Origin of the sequence: Campylobacter sp. RM15925 (assembly GCF_012978775.1) — a bacterium.
Taxonomy (GTDB): Bacteria; Campylobacterota; Campylobacteria; order Campylobacterales; family Campylobacteraceae; genus Campylobacter_A; species Campylobacter_A canis.
On sequence record NZ_LIWP01000002.1, the window covers coordinates 44,634 to 59,639 of the forward strand.

General features: G+C 37.4%; 15 protein-coding genes. 2 read left to right on the forward strand and 13 right to left on the reverse strand.

Going from position 1 to position 15,006, the window contains the following annotated elements:
* Positions 1 to 49: 49 nt before the first annotated feature.
* The gene (locus tag CDOM15925_RS01580) at positions 50 to 598 is read right to left on the reverse strand and encodes a DJ-1 family glyoxalase III (protein ID WP_169940413.1); all 549 of its coding nucleotides are present in this window, start codon (positions 596 to 598) and stop codon (positions 50 to 52) included.
* Between the two features lie 90 nt (positions 599 to 688).
* Here CDOM15925_RS01580 and CDOM15925_RS10140 point away from each other — a divergent pair, with 90 nt between their 5' ends.
* A complete protein-coding gene (locus CDOM15925_RS10140) occupies positions 689 to 937 on the forward strand; it encodes an Rdx family protein (protein ID WP_283956665.1) in 249 nt (82 codons plus the stop codon).
* A gap of 340 nt (positions 938 to 1,277) precedes the next feature.
* Here the strand turns inward: CDOM15925_RS10140 and efp are convergent, their stop codons facing one another.
* The 9 genes from efp to CDOM15925_RS01630 form a co-directional block, all read right to left on the reverse strand.
* Positions 1,278 to 1,844: an elongation factor P gene (gene efp / locus CDOM15925_RS01590; RefSeq protein WP_169940415.1), complete on the reverse strand. Its 567-nt coding sequence runs from the start codon at positions 1,842 to 1,844 to the stop codon at positions 1,278 to 1,280.
* Positions 1,845 to 1,972: 128 nt separating this feature from the next.
* Entirely contained in the window at positions 1,973 to 2,209 is a 237-nt protein-coding gene (locus CDOM15925_RS01595) for a hypothetical protein (protein ID WP_249934663.1), read from the reverse strand.
* Positions 2,210 to 2,261: 52 nt separating this feature from the next.
* On the reverse strand, positions 2,262 to 3,839 hold the full coding sequence (gene serA, locus CDOM15925_RS01600) for a phosphoglycerate dehydrogenase (protein ID WP_169940417.1): 1,578 nt from the start codon (positions 3,837 to 3,839) through the stop codon (positions 2,262 to 2,264).
* Positions 3,836 to 4,318: a hypothetical protein gene (locus tag CDOM15925_RS01605; protein ID WP_169940419.1), complete on the reverse strand. Its 483-nt coding sequence runs from the start codon at positions 4,316 to 4,318 to the stop codon at positions 3,836 to 3,838. Before CDOM15925_RS01605 ends, serA begins: the two co-directional genes overlap by 4 nt.
* Positions 4,319 to 4,324: 6 nt before the next feature.
* Positions 4,325 to 5,998 (reverse strand): 30S ribosomal protein S1, encoded by a 1,674-nt coding sequence (locus CDOM15925_RS01610; protein WP_169940421.1) that lies wholly within the window; start codon positions 5,996 to 5,998, stop codon positions 4,325 to 4,327.
* Positions 5,999 to 6,183: 185 nt separating this feature from the next.
* Positions 6,184 to 7,017 (reverse strand): 4-hydroxy-3-methylbut-2-enyl diphosphate reductase, encoded by an 834-nt coding sequence (locus CDOM15925_RS01615; RefSeq protein ID WP_169940423.1) that lies wholly within the window; start codon positions 7,015 to 7,017, stop codon positions 6,184 to 6,186.
* Positions 7,007 to 8,281: a 3-phosphoshikimate 1-carboxyvinyltransferase gene (gene aroA / locus CDOM15925_RS01620; protein ID WP_169940425.1), complete on the reverse strand. Its 1,275-nt coding sequence runs from the start codon at positions 8,279 to 8,281 to the stop codon at positions 7,007 to 7,009. Before aroA ends, CDOM15925_RS01615 begins: the two co-directional genes overlap by 11 nt.
* On the reverse strand, positions 8,278 to 10,611 hold the full coding sequence (pheT, locus tag CDOM15925_RS01625) for a phenylalanine--tRNA ligase subunit beta (protein WP_169940427.1): 2,334 nt from the start codon (positions 10,609 to 10,611) through the stop codon (positions 8,278 to 8,280). Before pheT ends, aroA begins: the two co-directional genes overlap by 4 nt.
* Positions 10,608 to 11,600, reverse strand: a complete 993-nt coding sequence (locus tag CDOM15925_RS01630) for a phenylalanine--tRNA ligase subunit alpha (protein WP_169940429.1) — start codon at positions 11,598 to 11,600, stop codon at positions 10,608 to 10,610. Before CDOM15925_RS01630 ends, pheT begins: the two co-directional genes overlap by 4 nt.
* 133 nt (positions 11,601 to 11,733) lie before the next feature.
* On the opposite strand from CDOM15925_RS01630, the gene CDOM15925_RS01635 reads away from it, so the two are divergent.
* Positions 11,734 to 12,087, forward strand: coding sequence for a histidine triad nucleotide-binding protein (locus tag CDOM15925_RS01635; protein ID WP_169940431.1), 354 nt, complete (start codon positions 11,734 to 11,736; stop codon positions 12,085 to 12,087).
* Positions 12,088 to 12,573: 486 nt separating this feature from the next.
* Here CDOM15925_RS01635 and CDOM15925_RS01640 read toward each other — a convergent pair whose 3' ends face one another.
* Genes CDOM15925_RS01640 through argH form a run of 3 tightly spaced genes read right to left on the reverse strand, consistent with a single transcriptional unit; the run spans position 12,574 to position 14,957 of the window.
* The gene (locus tag CDOM15925_RS01640; protein WP_169940433.1) at positions 12,574 to 13,005 is read right to left on the reverse strand and encodes a hypothetical protein; all 432 of its coding nucleotides are present in this window, start codon (positions 13,003 to 13,005) and stop codon (positions 12,574 to 12,576) included.
* 1 nt (position 13,006) lies between these two features.
* Positions 13,007 to 13,525, reverse strand: a complete 519-nt coding sequence (locus CDOM15925_RS01645; protein WP_169940435.1) for a hypothetical protein — start codon at positions 13,523 to 13,525, stop codon at positions 13,007 to 13,009.
* A 25-nt stretch (positions 13,526 to 13,550) separates the two neighbouring features.
* Positions 13,551 to 14,957, reverse strand: a complete 1,407-nt coding sequence (gene argH, locus CDOM15925_RS01650; RefSeq protein WP_169940437.1) for an argininosuccinate lyase — start codon at positions 14,955 to 14,957, stop codon at positions 13,551 to 13,553.
* Between the last annotated feature and the right edge of the window lie 49 nt (positions 14,958 to 15,006).

The window sequence follows — 15,006 nt, forward strand, 5'->3', positions numbered from 1 at the left end:
GCAAAAAATAGCTAGTAAATTTAGACTTTAATATAAATTTCGTCAAATTTTACTCAACAAACAAAAGACCTTCTTTTACATCTTTGTAAATTTGCTCACCACAAAGATTTCTAACCAGCTCAAGAGCAAATTCCATAGCCGTAGCAGGTCCGCGAGAAGTGATGATGTTGCCGTCTTTTACTACATTTTGTGAACTTATATAGCCATCTTTGCCAACTTTTGTTTCAAAGCCGGGATAGCAAGTGTAGCTTTGTTTTATCACTCCGGCTTTTGCCAAGGCCATAGGCGCTGCGCAGATGGCTGCTACGAATTTACCGTTAAGATCAAATTCTTTTAAAACGGCTTTGAGCCTATCGCTATCAGCCAAATACTGAGCGCCCGGCAAGCCGCCCGGAAGCACTATCATGTCAAACTCGCTCTCGGAAATTTTGTCTAAAGCAGTATCGGCATGAACTTTTACTCCGTGAGCTCCTGTTAAAATATCTGCATCAAGTCCTACAAATTTCGCCTGAACTCCGGCTCTTTTTAATATATCAATAATGGTTATCGCTTCTATCTCTTCAAAGCCATTTGCAAGCATTACAGCAACTTTTTTCATATTTACTCCTTTGAATTTTTGTGAAATTTTATATTATTTTATCAAATATATGTTACAATTATTCAACTTTTTACCAGAAAGGAATTCACAATGGAAGTAAAGATAACTTATTGTAACTCTTGAAACTACAGACCGACAGCTTCTCGTGTAGAAGAAAAAATTTTAGAACAAGTCCCTGGCGCATCAGTAAATAAAGTCGTAGGAGATAGCGGAAATTTCATCATCGAAGTGGACGGTAATGTGCTATACTCCAAAAAAGATTTGATAGGAACATCGGTAAATGCGCTTCCGAATCATGACGAAATAATGGAAATAGTAGAGCGTATAAAGGCGCTTTGATAAGTTATTAGTCAAAGTCAAATTTGGCTTTGACTATTTTGTTTTTGCGATATCTTAATTTATTAGAGAACTAAAAAAGATTTTAAATATTATCTTGCTTTCTTATTATTGTATCTTCGAATTTGATTCAAAAATTTTCTTTAAAAATATAGTAATGATTAAAATAGTCTTTTGGTAAGAATTTCATAATTTTAGAATTAATGTTGCGGTACCATGAAAGCTTACTAAAAGTAAAAGTTAATAGGTTTTTCTAAAAATAGAAGCGATTTTAGAAAAACCAAATTATTTTAAGTAGCGCCTTTTGATAATTTTATAAAACACCAAAAGGCTATTTGTAAATTTATTTATTAGCTCGCTCGATATACTCGCCTCTAACGGTATCTACGCGGATAACTTCGCCTTCAAGCACGTGAAAAGGAATTTGCACCACAGCGCCGCTTTCAAGCGTAGCCGGCTTCTTGCCGCCTTGCGTATCTCCTTTGAAATTTGGTGGAGTTTCGACTATCTTTAGCTCAACTACCTGAGGAACTTCCACACCGATAGCCTTGCCGTTATGAAAGAGGATATCAACCATCATTCCGTCTATCATCCATTTTTTCACATCGCCCACATCATCATCGCTTATAGCTACCTGCTCGTAAGTAGCGGTATCCATAAACTGGCAATACTCACCGTCGTCATAAAGATATTGCATCTGTTTTTCTTCTAAATTCGGCTGATCGGCTTTATCTCCAGCGTGAAATGTCTTTTCAAGCACTTTACCGTCTATAAACGACTTAATCTTAGCTCTTACAAAAGCCGCTCCCTTGCCCGGTTTTACGTGTTGATATTCAACCACCTTGTAAGGAATACCGTCTAATTCGATCTTTAAGCCCTTTTTTAAATCGCCCATTGAATATGTCGCCATAAATTCTCCTTATAAATAAACTTGGCGATTATATCAAATTTACAATTATAAAATTATTATTTGAAGTGGAAATTTAGGAGTAAATTTTATAAATATAAAAAGCAAGAATTGAAATTTAGCGCCAAATTTTAGTTCTGCTTGCTGCCGAATTTAAATTTTCCTTCTTTTTTATTACTGTGATCCATCTGAGAATAAATCTCTCTTGTTAGTTGCTCGCTAACACTTGGCTCATCCTCGGGCATTTTTTGAAATTTCTTTTTCTCGACTAAAATTTTCTCAAAATTTTGAGCGCTTTTTTTACGCACTTCACTTTCACAGCCCGCAAACAAAACCGCCAAAAACGTAATATAGAAAAATTTAATCAATAAAAGCCTTTAAATTTAAGATATAACCCCTCAAAAGAGGGGGTTAGAATAATCAAATAACAGCGTATTTTGCCCAAACGCAAACATCAAGCTCGTTAAGCTTATTAAGAGTCTCTTTGGAAACTTTTTCATCTACAAGTACGACCGCAAGCGCAAATCCATGATCGTCGCGTCCAAGACGGAAGTCCGCGATATTTATCTTCTCTTCGGCTAAAATTGCACTTATCTTAGCAATAACGCCAGGAACGTCTGAGTTTTTAAAGATTATCATCTTGCCTTTTGGTTTAAAATCGGTCTTAAAGCCGTTGATATTTACTATGCGCTGCTCGGCTTCGTTAAATACCGTGCCGCTAACTGAAGTGATGCCTTGATCGGTGGTTATTTTAACTGTGATTTTGTTTTTATATCCGCTCTCAGGCACGATAGTAGTGTCTGTTAAAATTCCTTTTTCATCGGCGATAAATTGTGCGTTTACATAGTTTATCTTATCCCCTAAACTCTCTTTTAAAACACCGACTATAGCAAACGTAAGCATTGATTTTATATAGTTGCCCACCTGCCCGTTAGCTTCAACCTTAATAGCCTTAACAGGAGCCTGAGTAAGCTGTGCTCCCAAAAACGACATCTTTGAGATAAGCTCGATGTAAGGCTCTACAAAAGGCGGTAAATCCTCTGTTTTGATAGGTAAATTTAAAGCGTTTGGATAGCTTATGCCTCTAGCTGCACTTATGGCTTGCTCGGCTGCGGCAACTGCGATATTGCTTTGAGATTCAAGAGTATTTGCGCCAAGATGAGGGGTAACGCTTACATTTTCAAGGTCAAGCAACGGATGATCGGTAGCAGGCTCGCGAGAGAATACATCAATACCGGCAAATGCTATCTTCCCGCTTTTTAGTCCGTTATAAAGCGCTTCTTCGTTGTAAAGTCCTCCACGAGCACAGTTGATAAGTCGCACACCGTCTTTCATCTTTAAAATTTCATTTTCGCCGATGATATTTGCGGTTTCTTTGGTCTTTGGCGTGTGGATAGTAATAAAATCGCAAGCTAAAATATCATCAAAATCTCTTGTATAAACTCCGCCCATATCGGTTACTTTTGACGGATCGATATATGGATCGTAAGCTATGATCTTCATACCAAAAGACGCCGCTCTAATGGCAACTCTTGAGCCGATATTTCCAAATCCTATGACACCTAAAGTTTTACTAAAAAGCTCAACTCCATACCACTTCTCGCGCTTCCAAATTCTATCCATTTTAAGGTCGTTATGAGCATAAGGAAGGCTTCTTGCGGCAGCTAACATATGAGCCATAGTTAGCTCAACTGCGGCTATCGTGTTTGCTGTAGGAACGTTCATAGCGATAATACCTCGCTTCGAGCAACCGTCTATATCGACATTATCTACACCAACCCCTGCTCTAACGAGAGCTTTTAAATTTTTAGCAGCATTTAAAAATTTCTCATCAATCTCCGTTGAGCTTCTAGTAATAGCCACATCAGCTTCGCCAATGATATTTAAAAGTTCATCTTTTGGCACCGAAGTAGCATCTATTACTTTTATATTTTCCTCTCGGTTTAAAATTTCAAAACCTATTTTATGAATAGCGTCGCATACAATTATCGTTTTCATAACCTGATCTCCTTTATGCTTGAGTGTATATCGTAAGTTTTAAGTTCGTTTATAATGCGGTTTAAGACATCTTTATCTTGTGTGTTTAGATAGATTAAATTTGTTGAATTTTGCTTAACTATACTAAAATCAACCGAAACGCTATCAAGAGTTTGGCTAAGACAAAACATAGAGTATATATCGTCTTTATCAATAATCAGTTGATATACACTCTTGGTTTTAGGAATTGCTTTGTCTTTAAACTCTATAAATATCTCGTTAGTCGCTAAAATATACTCTTTTTGAGGCAAATTTGCAAGCTCATTCACCCACAAATTTACCTGTTTATTCTCATTTTTTATCTCTGTTTGCTGAATTGTTTCGTTACCCAAATCGCCTTGAGCCAAATTTGCATTTGCATACCTCCAAAGCATGAAGCCCGAAGCGCAAACAAAAATCAGCAAGCAGACGACGACAAAGGCAAACAGATGCCGTTTCATTTAAATTTACGACAATTGTTCTTTAATGATATCGCCTAAAGTTACCTTGTCATCGCTATTTATCTCATTTAGCACTTCGCGCTCTTTTTGCTTAGCAAGACGTCTGATACTTAGGCGAATTCTATTCTTTTTCTCGTCGATAAATGCGATTGCGGCTTCGATATTATCGTTGATATTAAGCTCTTCGGCTTTTACATTGCCCATATCTTCTTTACGAATAAGAGCATCGATATTATCGCCAAGCTCTACAAAAATTCCAAATTCTTTAATATCGCGAATTTTGCCGGTCACGATATCGCCGACATTGTATTTTTTGGCGTATTCTTGAACAGGACTTTGCTTTAGATCTTTTAAGCTAAGCGAAATTTTTTGCTCGGTATTGTCGATCTTAACGATCTTAACTTCAATCTCATCGCCAACTTTAAACATATCTTTGCACTTATCATTTCTGTCCCATGAAGCATCTTCGTTGTGAAGCAATCCCTCAACTGCCCCTATCTTAATAAACGCTCCAAAATTTGTAACCGTAGTAACGGTACCTTTTACCACATCGCCTTCTTTAAATTTAGCCTTAAATTCATCAAAAGGTTTTGGTAAAAGATTTTTTAAGCTTACTCTTAAGCGGCGATCTTTTACGTCTATTTCGATAACTTCGACATCAAGCTCTTCGCCTTCGCTTATATGATCTTTTGGATTTTTGATATTTTTATCCCACGAAATTTCAGAGATGTGCAAAAAGCCCTCTATGTCATTTCCAAGATCAACGAATGCGCCGTATGGTTCGATATTGCTAACGATTACTTTTATAGTATCGCCGACTTCCAGCCCATCCTTGATCTCGTCCCAAGGATCAGGCATTGCAGCTTTAATCGATAAAGAAAGATGTTTTTTATCATCATCGTATTTGATAACTTTAACTAAAACCTTGTCGCCTTCTTGATAAAGCGAACCCGGATTTACAGGACCTTTGTAGCTGATTTCGCTATAATGAACAAGTCCATCGACTCCACCGACATCAACAAACATACCGTAAGTCGTGATTTTTTTAACCGTTCCTTCTATAACTTCCGGATTATCTACTATTGAGGAGATAGCCTCTTTTTTCTTGCGACGATTCTCGTCAAGTATTCTCTTTCTTGAAACGACTATGCTTTGCTCTTCTTTATCAACTTTAATAACTTTTACTTTGTAAGTTTTTCCGATAATTGAGCCGGCATCCTTAAAGCCGCTTTGAGATTTCGGCAAGAAAAATTCTATACCGTCATTATTTTGAGCTACGAAACCGCCTTTATTCTTACTTACGATTTTTACATCAAAAATATCTTCGCTATCTTCATTGTAAGCATCTATATAAGCTTTAACTTTCTCTTTTCTTAAAGCTTTTTTGTGAGAAACGATCGGTCTTCCGCCTCTTGAACCAGTAATCGCAACTTTTAACGTATCGCCGACATTAAATTTAAGATTTCCATCCTCATCGCTAATCTCAGAGATATTTAAAATACCCTCCGATTTTTTACCGACATTAACAAAAACCTCATCGCCTTTTATATCAACGATAATTCCGTCGCTATCTTCTTCGGTCTTTTTAAAAGACTCCTCTAACATCGCAGCAAAGTCTATATCTTCGATATCTTCATCCTTTGCCTTATTTATTTGAACATTTTTGTTCACCTCAGCCATCTTGGTCCTTTTGAGTATATTTTATCTGCGCCTGTAAGAGGGCAAATTGAATTTATTATACTTAAAATATCTTATTTGCAGATTAACTATCTGAATTTTGGGTACAAATTTCAATTTAAATCTAAAATTTAATTTCAAATTTTCACAAATTTAAATTTTAGTTTAAAATTCAGATAGTATAAATTTCAATCAGGCTTTAGCTCTTTAATTTTATTTATAACATCTTGGATAATCCAATCAGGAGTGCTTGCTCCCGCGCTTATTCCGCAATGATTTTTGCCTTCAAACCATGCACCTTCAAGCTCGCTTTCATTTTCTATGAGGTAGCTATCGTCGCAAAAATTTTTAGATATCAGATAAAGCTGTTTTGTGTTTGAAGAATTTTTTCCACCTATTATAACCATAACATCGGCTTTTTGAGCTAAATCCTTAACGGCTTCTTGATTTTCAAGAGTAGCATTACAAATAGTATTAAAGACCCTTACTTCTTTAGTTTTTAGCATTAAATAATTTACAATCTGCATAAGTTTTTCGACTTTACGAGTAGTTTGGCTTACGACGGCAACTTTTTGAGATAGTTTTATGCCGTCTAGCTCGCTCTCTTCAAGTATCACATAAACTTTTCCCGCTGCGTATGACTTTACACCCTTAACCTCGGGGTGATTTTCATCGCCAAAGATAACAATATCATAGCCTTCTTTACTCATCTTTTCACAAATTTGCTGAGGCTTAGTCACAAAAGGACAGGTGGCGTCTATAACATTTACTTTGCTGCTTTTAAGCCTTGCTAGATCGGTTTTTGTTATGCCGTGAGTACGGATTATAGCCTTTTTTTCTTCGCTTAGCTCATTAATTCCCTGCAAAGTTTTAACGTTAAAATTGAGTTTTAATCTATTTATCTCCTCGTTATTATGTATAAGAGGTCCTATGGTTGCTGCATCTTTAGCGTTTTCAGCTATTTTTATAGCTCGCTTAACTCCAAAACAAAATCCGTAACTACTAGCAAGCTCAATCTTCAACGCTAGCTCCAAGCTCTCTTAATATAGAGCCAAATTTCGGAAAAGAGGTCGATATAAATTCGCTCTTTTCGATAACCATTCCGCATTTAAGACCCAAAATAGCAAAGCTCATAGCTATACGATGATCGCCGTGGCTATCTATGATCGCACTATTTGCCTGCGCACCCTTGACGCTAAAACCGTCTTCAAATTCACTCACTTCAAGGCCGCACTTCCTAAGTCCTTCAACCATAACGGCGATTCTGTCGCTCTCTTTTACCCTGAGCTCTTTTGCGTTTCTTATAGTGCTTACTCCGCTTGCATTAGCAAAAGCCACGGCAAGAGCTGGCACTTCATCAATAAGCCAAGAGATATTTTCGCTTACTTCAACGGCTTTAAGAGGAGCGCATCTTATCTCGATCTCGCCTATACTCTCGTATTCGCTACTGGTCTCTTTAAATTTTATATCCGCACCCATTTTTTCAAGCACCCTGTAGGCCTCTATGCGTGTTTTATTTAAAAGCATATTTTTAAGCACTAAGTGTGAATTTGGGATGATTGCCGCCGCAACCGCAAAGAAAAATGCAGAGCTTGGATCGTTTGGCACAAAAATTTCAAGAGGCTTAAGAGGATTTTGCATCGGTTTTATCGATACTTCCGTGCCGTTTCGCTCTATTTGCGCACCCATTCCTTTTAGCATTCTCTCGGTATGATCGCGGCTTAACTCAGGCTCATTTATCACACATCCGTTTGATTTAAGACCTGCTAAAAGCAAAGCGGACTTAACCTGAGCCGAAGCTATTTGGCTATCAAATTTAAAATACTCAAGCTTGCTTCCTCGTATTGCAAGCGGTGCCCTATCGCCGTTATTTGCGCCGTCTATCTTGGCTCCCACGCCAACAAGAGGCTTTGCGACCCTTGCCATCGGGCGGCGGTTTAGATATTCATCTCCGCTTAGCACGAAAAATCCTTCACTTGCAGCTAAAAATCCCATAAGCAGTCTCATCGCTGTGCCGGAGTTTCCGCACTCAAGCACGACTTCGGGCTCTTTTAAATTTTTAGGCGGAGTTATCGTTAGCTCATCATCGGTTTGGGAAATTTCAGCCCCCAAAAACTTGACGATATTTAAAGTATTTAGAGTATCTTCCGCTTTCAGATAGTTTTTTATGCGAGAAGGCTTATCAGAAAGCAACGAAAATATCGCACACCTATGAGATATCGATTTATCAGGAGCGATAACCTCTAAATTTGCATCTATCCTGTCTCTTAAAGCAAAAATTTTCATCTTATCGTAATACCTAAATTTGTATTTAATGCGCTTAAAATTTTATCCATTATAAGCGCGATATCATCATCCTCAAGCGTCTTTTGATCATCTTGGAACGTAAATTTGACCGTTAAACTGGAATTTGATCCTAAATTTCTATCCCTATAAATATCAACAGGTAAAAACTCCTTTAGGCACTCGATCTTAAGAGCTTTTATACACTCTTTTATCTTTTCAAATCTCATATCTTCAGGCACGATAAGGCTTAAGTCCCTACTTATCGCAGGAAATTTAGAATAAGCCTTCGCTACCGTTTTTTTGCATTTTAGCTTATCAAATTCCACTTCGCATAGATATGTTTTTGGCAAGTCGCGACTGTTTTCAACTCTTATATCAACTCTGCCGATGTAGCCTACGCAAATATTGTTTTGATAAATTTTAGCTTGCTCAAATTCGCTTAGATAGCCCACATCGCCGCTTGGCTTAAGCTCAAAATCACCGATTACATTTTTAATGGCTAACGCAAAGCTTAAGAAATCAACCTCGGCAGGCTTTGCGGAATTTAGCAAAGTAGGCTCTTTAACAAGTCCGCTTGCGATAAAGCCAAATCTCTGTGCCTGATCGCCGTTTTCGTTAAATACGCTACCGAATTCAAAAATTTTAACCGATTTTTTATAGTTTTTGATATTTCTCTCGGCAGATTTTAAAAGATGATTTATAAGAGTCGGTCTAAGGGTATTTAGCTCGCTCGTGATAGGGTTTGCAAGCTCAGCCTTGCAAGGCTTAAACCCAAGCTCGCTTAATTCTTTTGCGTCATCAAAGACATAATGAACCGATTCAAAAAACCCGACATCAGCAGCTTTTCGCCTTAAGTTAAGAGCTTGTTTGTAGTCTTTGTAAGTATCGTTTATCCTGCTTTGCTCACTGAATTTCAGAGGTTTTGAAGCTATGTTATCAATACCTATCATTCGCACTATCTCTTCGCAAACATCTTGTAAATTTAGCGTATCATGACGAAATTCCGGAACCTTTACATTTACGCTCTCTTTTTCGGCGTTTAAATTTACTTCAAATCCAAGCTTTTTAAGTATCCTAACCACATCATTTCTAGCGATCTCTTGCCCTATCATCTTATTCATTTCGCTCATCGTAAAGCTTACGAATTTAGGCTCTTTTGTAAGTAAAGTCTGCTGCGAACCCGCATAAAGAACGGCATTTTTGAAATTTGCAAGCAGTTTAAACAGATAGTCCGCTCCAAAATCGATATTAGGCTCAGAGCCCCTAAGCGAACGATAAACTTGCGTAGAGCGAGGGATTTGCTTATCTTCAAATATAGTCGTAGCTACAACTTCAGGGTCGGTATAATTAGCCTCGATGATGATCTTTTTGCTATCTTTTTCAAGAGCCGCCGAGTCGCTTTGATATATGCCCGCAACTCCTAAAATTTGACCACCTACAAGAATTTTGCTGGCAAGAAATTTATCTTTTTCAAGATCAAAAACAACCCTGTCTTCATCTTTTTTAAGCTTATCATAATCATACGCGTTAAATAGCACTCCGGTTGCGTGCGTAGCATATTCCAAAAGTCTTTCCACGCAGTGTTCTTTGCTGCATTCGATGAGTGCTAATCTAATCTTCATAAGCAAATTTTCATTAATAGCATCTTTTAGCTCAAACACCCTATATTGAAAACTGCTTTTTAAATTTTCCTCTGCATGAATCGCCAAAATTCGACCAATTCCAAGCAAATTTTCAGCTTCGTCGTATTTGCTTGCATTTTTTAAAGGCAGATCAAGAGCTGCCGAAACATCCCTAGCGATACCGTAAACGCTTAAGCAATCACCCCTGTTTGGCGTTAGCTCTATCTCTATAAAAGTATCGTTTAGTATCGGATACTCGTTAAGCTCTTTGCCGAGTTTAAGCTCTCCGATACTCTCATCAAGAGGCATAATGCCGTCGTTTGTTTTTACCAATCCAAGCTCGCTGGAAGAGCAAATCATGCCGTTTGACTCTACGCCTCTAAGTTTAGCGCGCTTTATCTCAAGCCCGCTTGGCATAACCGCCCCCACAAGTGCTACAGGCACAAACTGTCCCGCTTCGACGTTTTTAGCACCGCAAACTATCTGAAGAGTTTCGCTTCCCACATCTACTTGACACACACTTAGCTTCTCGGCATTTTCGTGCTTAGCCTTGCTTTTTACATACCCTACTACGATTTTTTCAGGAATTTTTATCTCATTAAAGCTATCAACCTCAAGACCTATCGAATTTAACGTCTTTAAAAGAGTTTCGTTGCTAGTATTTGATATATCTACCCACTCATTTAGCCAATTTCTTGAAATTATCATTTAAACTGCTCCAATAATCTTAAATCTCCCTCAAAAAGCGAGCGCAAATCAGGAATTTGATGAAGTAGCATTGCAAATCTCTCTACTCCAAGACCAAAGGCATATCCACTTACGTTTTTATAGCCGACCGCCTTAAATACGTTTGAGTCAACCACTCCGCATCCAAGCACTTCAAGCCAGCCTGTTTGCTTGCACACTCTGCACCCTTCGCCTTTGCAAAAGATACAGCTTATATCAACTTCGGCCGATGGCTCCGTGAAAGGAAAGAAGCTTGGGCGGAAACGAACCTGCACGTCGCCAAACATATATCTTAAGAAATTTTCAAGCATACTTTTTAAATTCGCAAAGCTAACCACGCCCTCATCTTCAACCACAAGCCCCTCGACCTGATGAAACATCGGAGTATGCGTTAGGTCCATATCGCGTCTAAAAACGCTTCCCGGAGCTATCATGCGAATAGGCGGCTTAGTGCTCATCATGGTTCTAACCTGAACCGGGCTGGTATGCGTACGAAGCAACTTAAAGTCCTTAAAGTAAAACGTATCTTGCATATCTCGCGCAGGGTGATATTTAGGCAAATTTAGCGCCTCAAAGTTATGAAAATCATCCTCGATGAGAGGTCCTGTTTCAAGAGAGAAATTCTGCATCATAAAATACTCTATGATCTTATCCATAGTAGCCATCACAGGATGAAGAGCACCCGTTGAATTTGGCTCGTTAAAGAGCGTCACGTCTATAGCGCTTGCTTTCATCTTAGCCTTTATCTCGCTATTTTCAAGCTCTGATTTTTTGCTTGCAAGCAGGGTTTCAAACTCATCTCTTAGCTTATTTAAATTTGCCGCAAATGATTTTTTTTCATCATCGCTCATGTCTTTTAATTTCGCAAATTCGGATGTGATAAGACCTTTTTTGCCAAGTAGATCAACTCGAATTCTGTCAAGTTCGGCTAAATTACTGCACCTACTTATACTATCTTTATACTCTTGCAAATTCTTACCTCGTGTTAAATTTTTTGTTCTGATTGTAGTCAATTTTTAATAAAATCTGCATAAAAGGTCTTTTTGCTTTATAAAATTTAGTTTTGAATTGTTATAATTTGAAAATTTTAAACAGGAGAAATAAATGACAATTTTTGAAAAGATAGTAGCTGGCGAAATTCCTTGCAACAAAGTGCTGGAAAACGATAAATTTCTGGCTTTTAACGACATAAATCCAAAAGCGCCGATTCATATCCTCATAATCCCTAAAAAACACTTTAAAAATTTCCAAGAGATGGACGGGGGCTTAATGGGCGAGATGACTAAATTTATCCAAGAGGTCGCAACTCTTATGGGGCTTGACAAAAGCGGTTATCGCCTAGTAACAAATAACGGCGAAAACGGCGGTCAAGAGGTTATGCACCTGCATTTTCATATGCTTGGCGGCGCTAAACTCGGCTGGGTTGATGCAGCTACCGATCCGCAAAGTACGTTTTAAATTTTATGCTTGAAACTTTAACAAGAACAATAAATTTTGACTTAGCGAGCCAACTTTAAATTTGATTAATTAGAATTGGCTTGCTTAATTTTTTGTAAAATTTAAAGCTCAAGTCAAGCCTCAAATTTAACTATTCCAGAAATTATAAATCCATTCAAAAACTATTCATCAAACTATAAGCGGACAATAACACATCTGATTATTGCGGTGCTATCAAATTTGTCTGATTCGAGGATATGTTTGATTAGATTGACAATCTACTCAATCGACATTATGTTATCATTTAACAATAAAGCGTCGTTTTAAATGTAGCCCCCAGCTCGCTTTGTGGTTTTTTGTTCTGTGCTTTTAGGCTTCCGTTTTTCTTGGACTAAAACAGTATTTTACTTTCTAGCCATTTTTTATATCTGCCTCCAAACATCTTTCTCTCCTTAATTTTTCATAATTATAATGAAATTTTCGCTTTTCGGCAGTAAAATTGTAAAGTCAATTTATTTTTCTTGCAAAATCTTTTTCAGTTATTCCTCTTTCTCGAATCTCAACTATCTTATTCTCGGGTGCTGAAGTTTCTATTTCTTCTTCGGTGCGATATTTTTTCCCAAAATAAATATCTTGCAAATAAGCAATCGTGTTTGCATTTCTTCCATCAGATGTTCTTGTTATAGTTTTTTTAGTACTAGGTTTTATTATTTTCACCTCATTACTCTCTAATATAGATAGCCTATCTTGAACACTACTAGCTTTCATTTTTAGTTTTGGAATTTCCAAAACTCCCAAGCTTTCGTTTGTATCAGGGTCAAAGATTTCATCATCTTTTTTAAAAACAATAAATATATCTCCAACTTTAACACCATCTAAATCGCCTTTGTTTATAGCCACCCTATGACTATCTATTATTTTTACGATTCGTGCTTCCATATTAATTTTCTCCTTGCAAATTTAAAACATCTTTAATATCGCTTTCTTTTAGTTGTAAACTAAAATATAAACTACTATTATATTGTTTTGGAATAGCCTTATCAATTCGATATAAAAATTTAATATGGCATATCCGATTGTCACTTTGTACATGCCTTATAATCCCTATACCAACAAACACCTCAATATTTTCGCTATTTATAAAATAAAGCTTTATAATATCATTATATGTTAATTCAATAGATGAATTATTTACAAAAAGTTCATTACCTTTTACGTTTTTATATAAAGGTTTAAGTTTAAGTTTTTTAATAAAGCTATAGTCTGTTGTATCTTTCTTGATATCATACAAGTAGCCAACAAGAATTGAAACAGTGACTAGAAAAATAAAAATAACAAAAACAAGCCATTTTATACTTATCAAATCATTTAGATTAATAAACAAAGTAACAATAGCTGACAAAAAACCTGATACGCCTATAACAATCGAAATTATATTTGCTTTAAAATATTCAAGCATAAAATGCCTTTTATAAAAATTAATACTACATACATTTAAGTAAAAAATCCAAATTTTTCAGCCACTCGTTAATCAAATTTATCTGCTTTTGCACGCTAGAATTTGCCGTGCCGCCAAGCGACGTTCTAGCCTCTTTTGAGGCGTGCAGATCTAAAAATTTAACCGCATTTTCGTCCAAATTTTCATCGACATCTTTTAACTGCTCAGAGCTAAGCTCGCTTAGATCAACACCCAAACTCTCAGCCTTTGCCACAGCTTTACCCGTGATAAAGTGAGCGGTTCTAAACGGCACGTTTTTTTCTCGCACTAGAAAATCAGCCAGATCGGTTGCGCTTAAATGCCCTTTTTTAGTCGCCTCAAGCATACTTTTTTTATTAAATTTAGCCTCTTTCATCATCTCATTTAAGATATGAACCGATGTAAGCGCAGTATGCACGCTATCAAAAACACCTTCTTTATCCTCTTGCATGTCCTTGTTATAGGCTAACGGCAAGCCTTTCATGGTAGTTAAAAGCGCTATTAAATTTCCATTTACGCGACCCGTTTTTCCGCGGATAAGTTCCGCTACATCGGGGTTTTTCTTCTGAGGCATGATGGAGCTTCCTGTCGAGTAAGTATCGCTAATGGTTACAAAGCCAAATTCTTGCGAACTCCAGAGTATCAACTCCTCGCAAAGACGCGAAGCATGAGTCATCAAAACGCTTATGTTAAATAAAATTTCCATAGCAAAATCACGATCCGAAACGCTATCCATCGCATTTTGCGTAACGCCGCTAAATTTAAGCTCTTGCGCCACAATCTTTCTATCTATAGGATGTGGTGTGCCCGCAAGCGCAGCTGAACCCAGCGGACAGAGGTTATTTCGCTCATGCGAGCTTGCAAATCGCTCATAATCGCGCTTAAACATAAAAGCGTAAGCAAGCAAGTGATAAGCAAGGCTTACCGGCTGAGCGTGCTGAAGGTGCGTAAAACCGGGCATTAGCGTATCAAGATGCTTGCTTGCAATAGAGCTTAAAGTAGAGACAAAAGAGTAAATTTCATTCATGATTTCAAGCGAGCTACGCTGCACATAAAGTCTAAAATCAAGAGCGACCTGATCGTTTCTGCTGCGCGCCGTATGCAGTCTTCCTCCAAGCTCGCTTCCGATGATCTCGCTTAGACGCTTTTCAACCGACATGTGGATGTCCTCGTCTTCGATTTTAAACTCGAATTTATTATGCTCTATCTCGCCCAAAACTATATCAAGTCCTTTTATGATAGTTTGCGCCTCTTCTTGCTTTAATATCCCGCACTCGCCAAGCATTTTTGCATGAGCCTTGCTACCTGCGATATCTTCGCGATAAAGGTTCTTATCAAATCCTATAGAGGCGTTAAACTCTTCAAGTAATTTGCTGCTTTCGTTTTTAAATCTGCCCGACCACATCTTTTTCATGATTTTTCCTTTTTAAATTTAAATGCTATTTTATAAAATTTAGCCTAAA

Coding starts and splice junctions, on each gene's coding strand:
- CDOM15925_RS01580 (WP_169940413.1), bottom strand. CDS start 598: ATGAAAAAAGTTGCTGTAATGCTTGCAAATGGCTTTGAAGAGATAGAA.
- efp (WP_169940415.1), bottom strand. CDS start 1,844: ATGGCGACATATTCAATGGGCGATTTAAAAAAGGGCTTAAAGATCGAA.
- serA (WP_169940417.1), bottom strand. CDS start 3,839: ATGAAAACGATAATTGTATGCGACGCTATTCATAAAATAGGTTTTGAA.
- CDOM15925_RS01605 (WP_169940419.1), bottom strand. CDS start 4,318: ATGAAACGGCATCTGTTTGCCTTTGTCGTCGTCTGCTTGCTGATTTTT.
- CDOM15925_RS01610 (WP_169940421.1), bottom strand. CDS start 5,998: ATGGCTGAGGTGAACAAAAATGTTCAAATAAATAAGGCAAAGGATGAA.
- aroA (WP_169940425.1), bottom strand. CDS start 8,281: ATGAAAATTTTTGCTTTAAGAGACAGGATAGATGCAAATTTAGAGGTT.
- pheT (WP_169940427.1), bottom strand. CDS start 10,611: ATGATAATTTCAAGAAATTGGCTAAATGAGTGGGTAGATATATCAAAT.
- CDOM15925_RS01635 (WP_169940431.1), top strand. CDS start 11,734: ATGACAATTTTTGAAAAGATAGTAGCTGGCGAAATTCCTTGCAACAAA.
- CDOM15925_RS01640 (WP_169940433.1), bottom strand. CDS start 13,005: ATGGAAGCACGAATCGTAAAAATAATAGATAGTCATAGGGTGGCTATA.
- CDOM15925_RS01645 (WP_169940435.1), bottom strand. CDS start 13,525: ATGCTTGAATATTTTAAAGCAAATATAATTTCGATTGTTATAGGCGTA.
- argH (WP_169940437.1), bottom strand. CDS start 14,957: ATGAAAAAGATGTGGTCGGGCAGATTTAAAAACGAAAGCAGCAAATTA.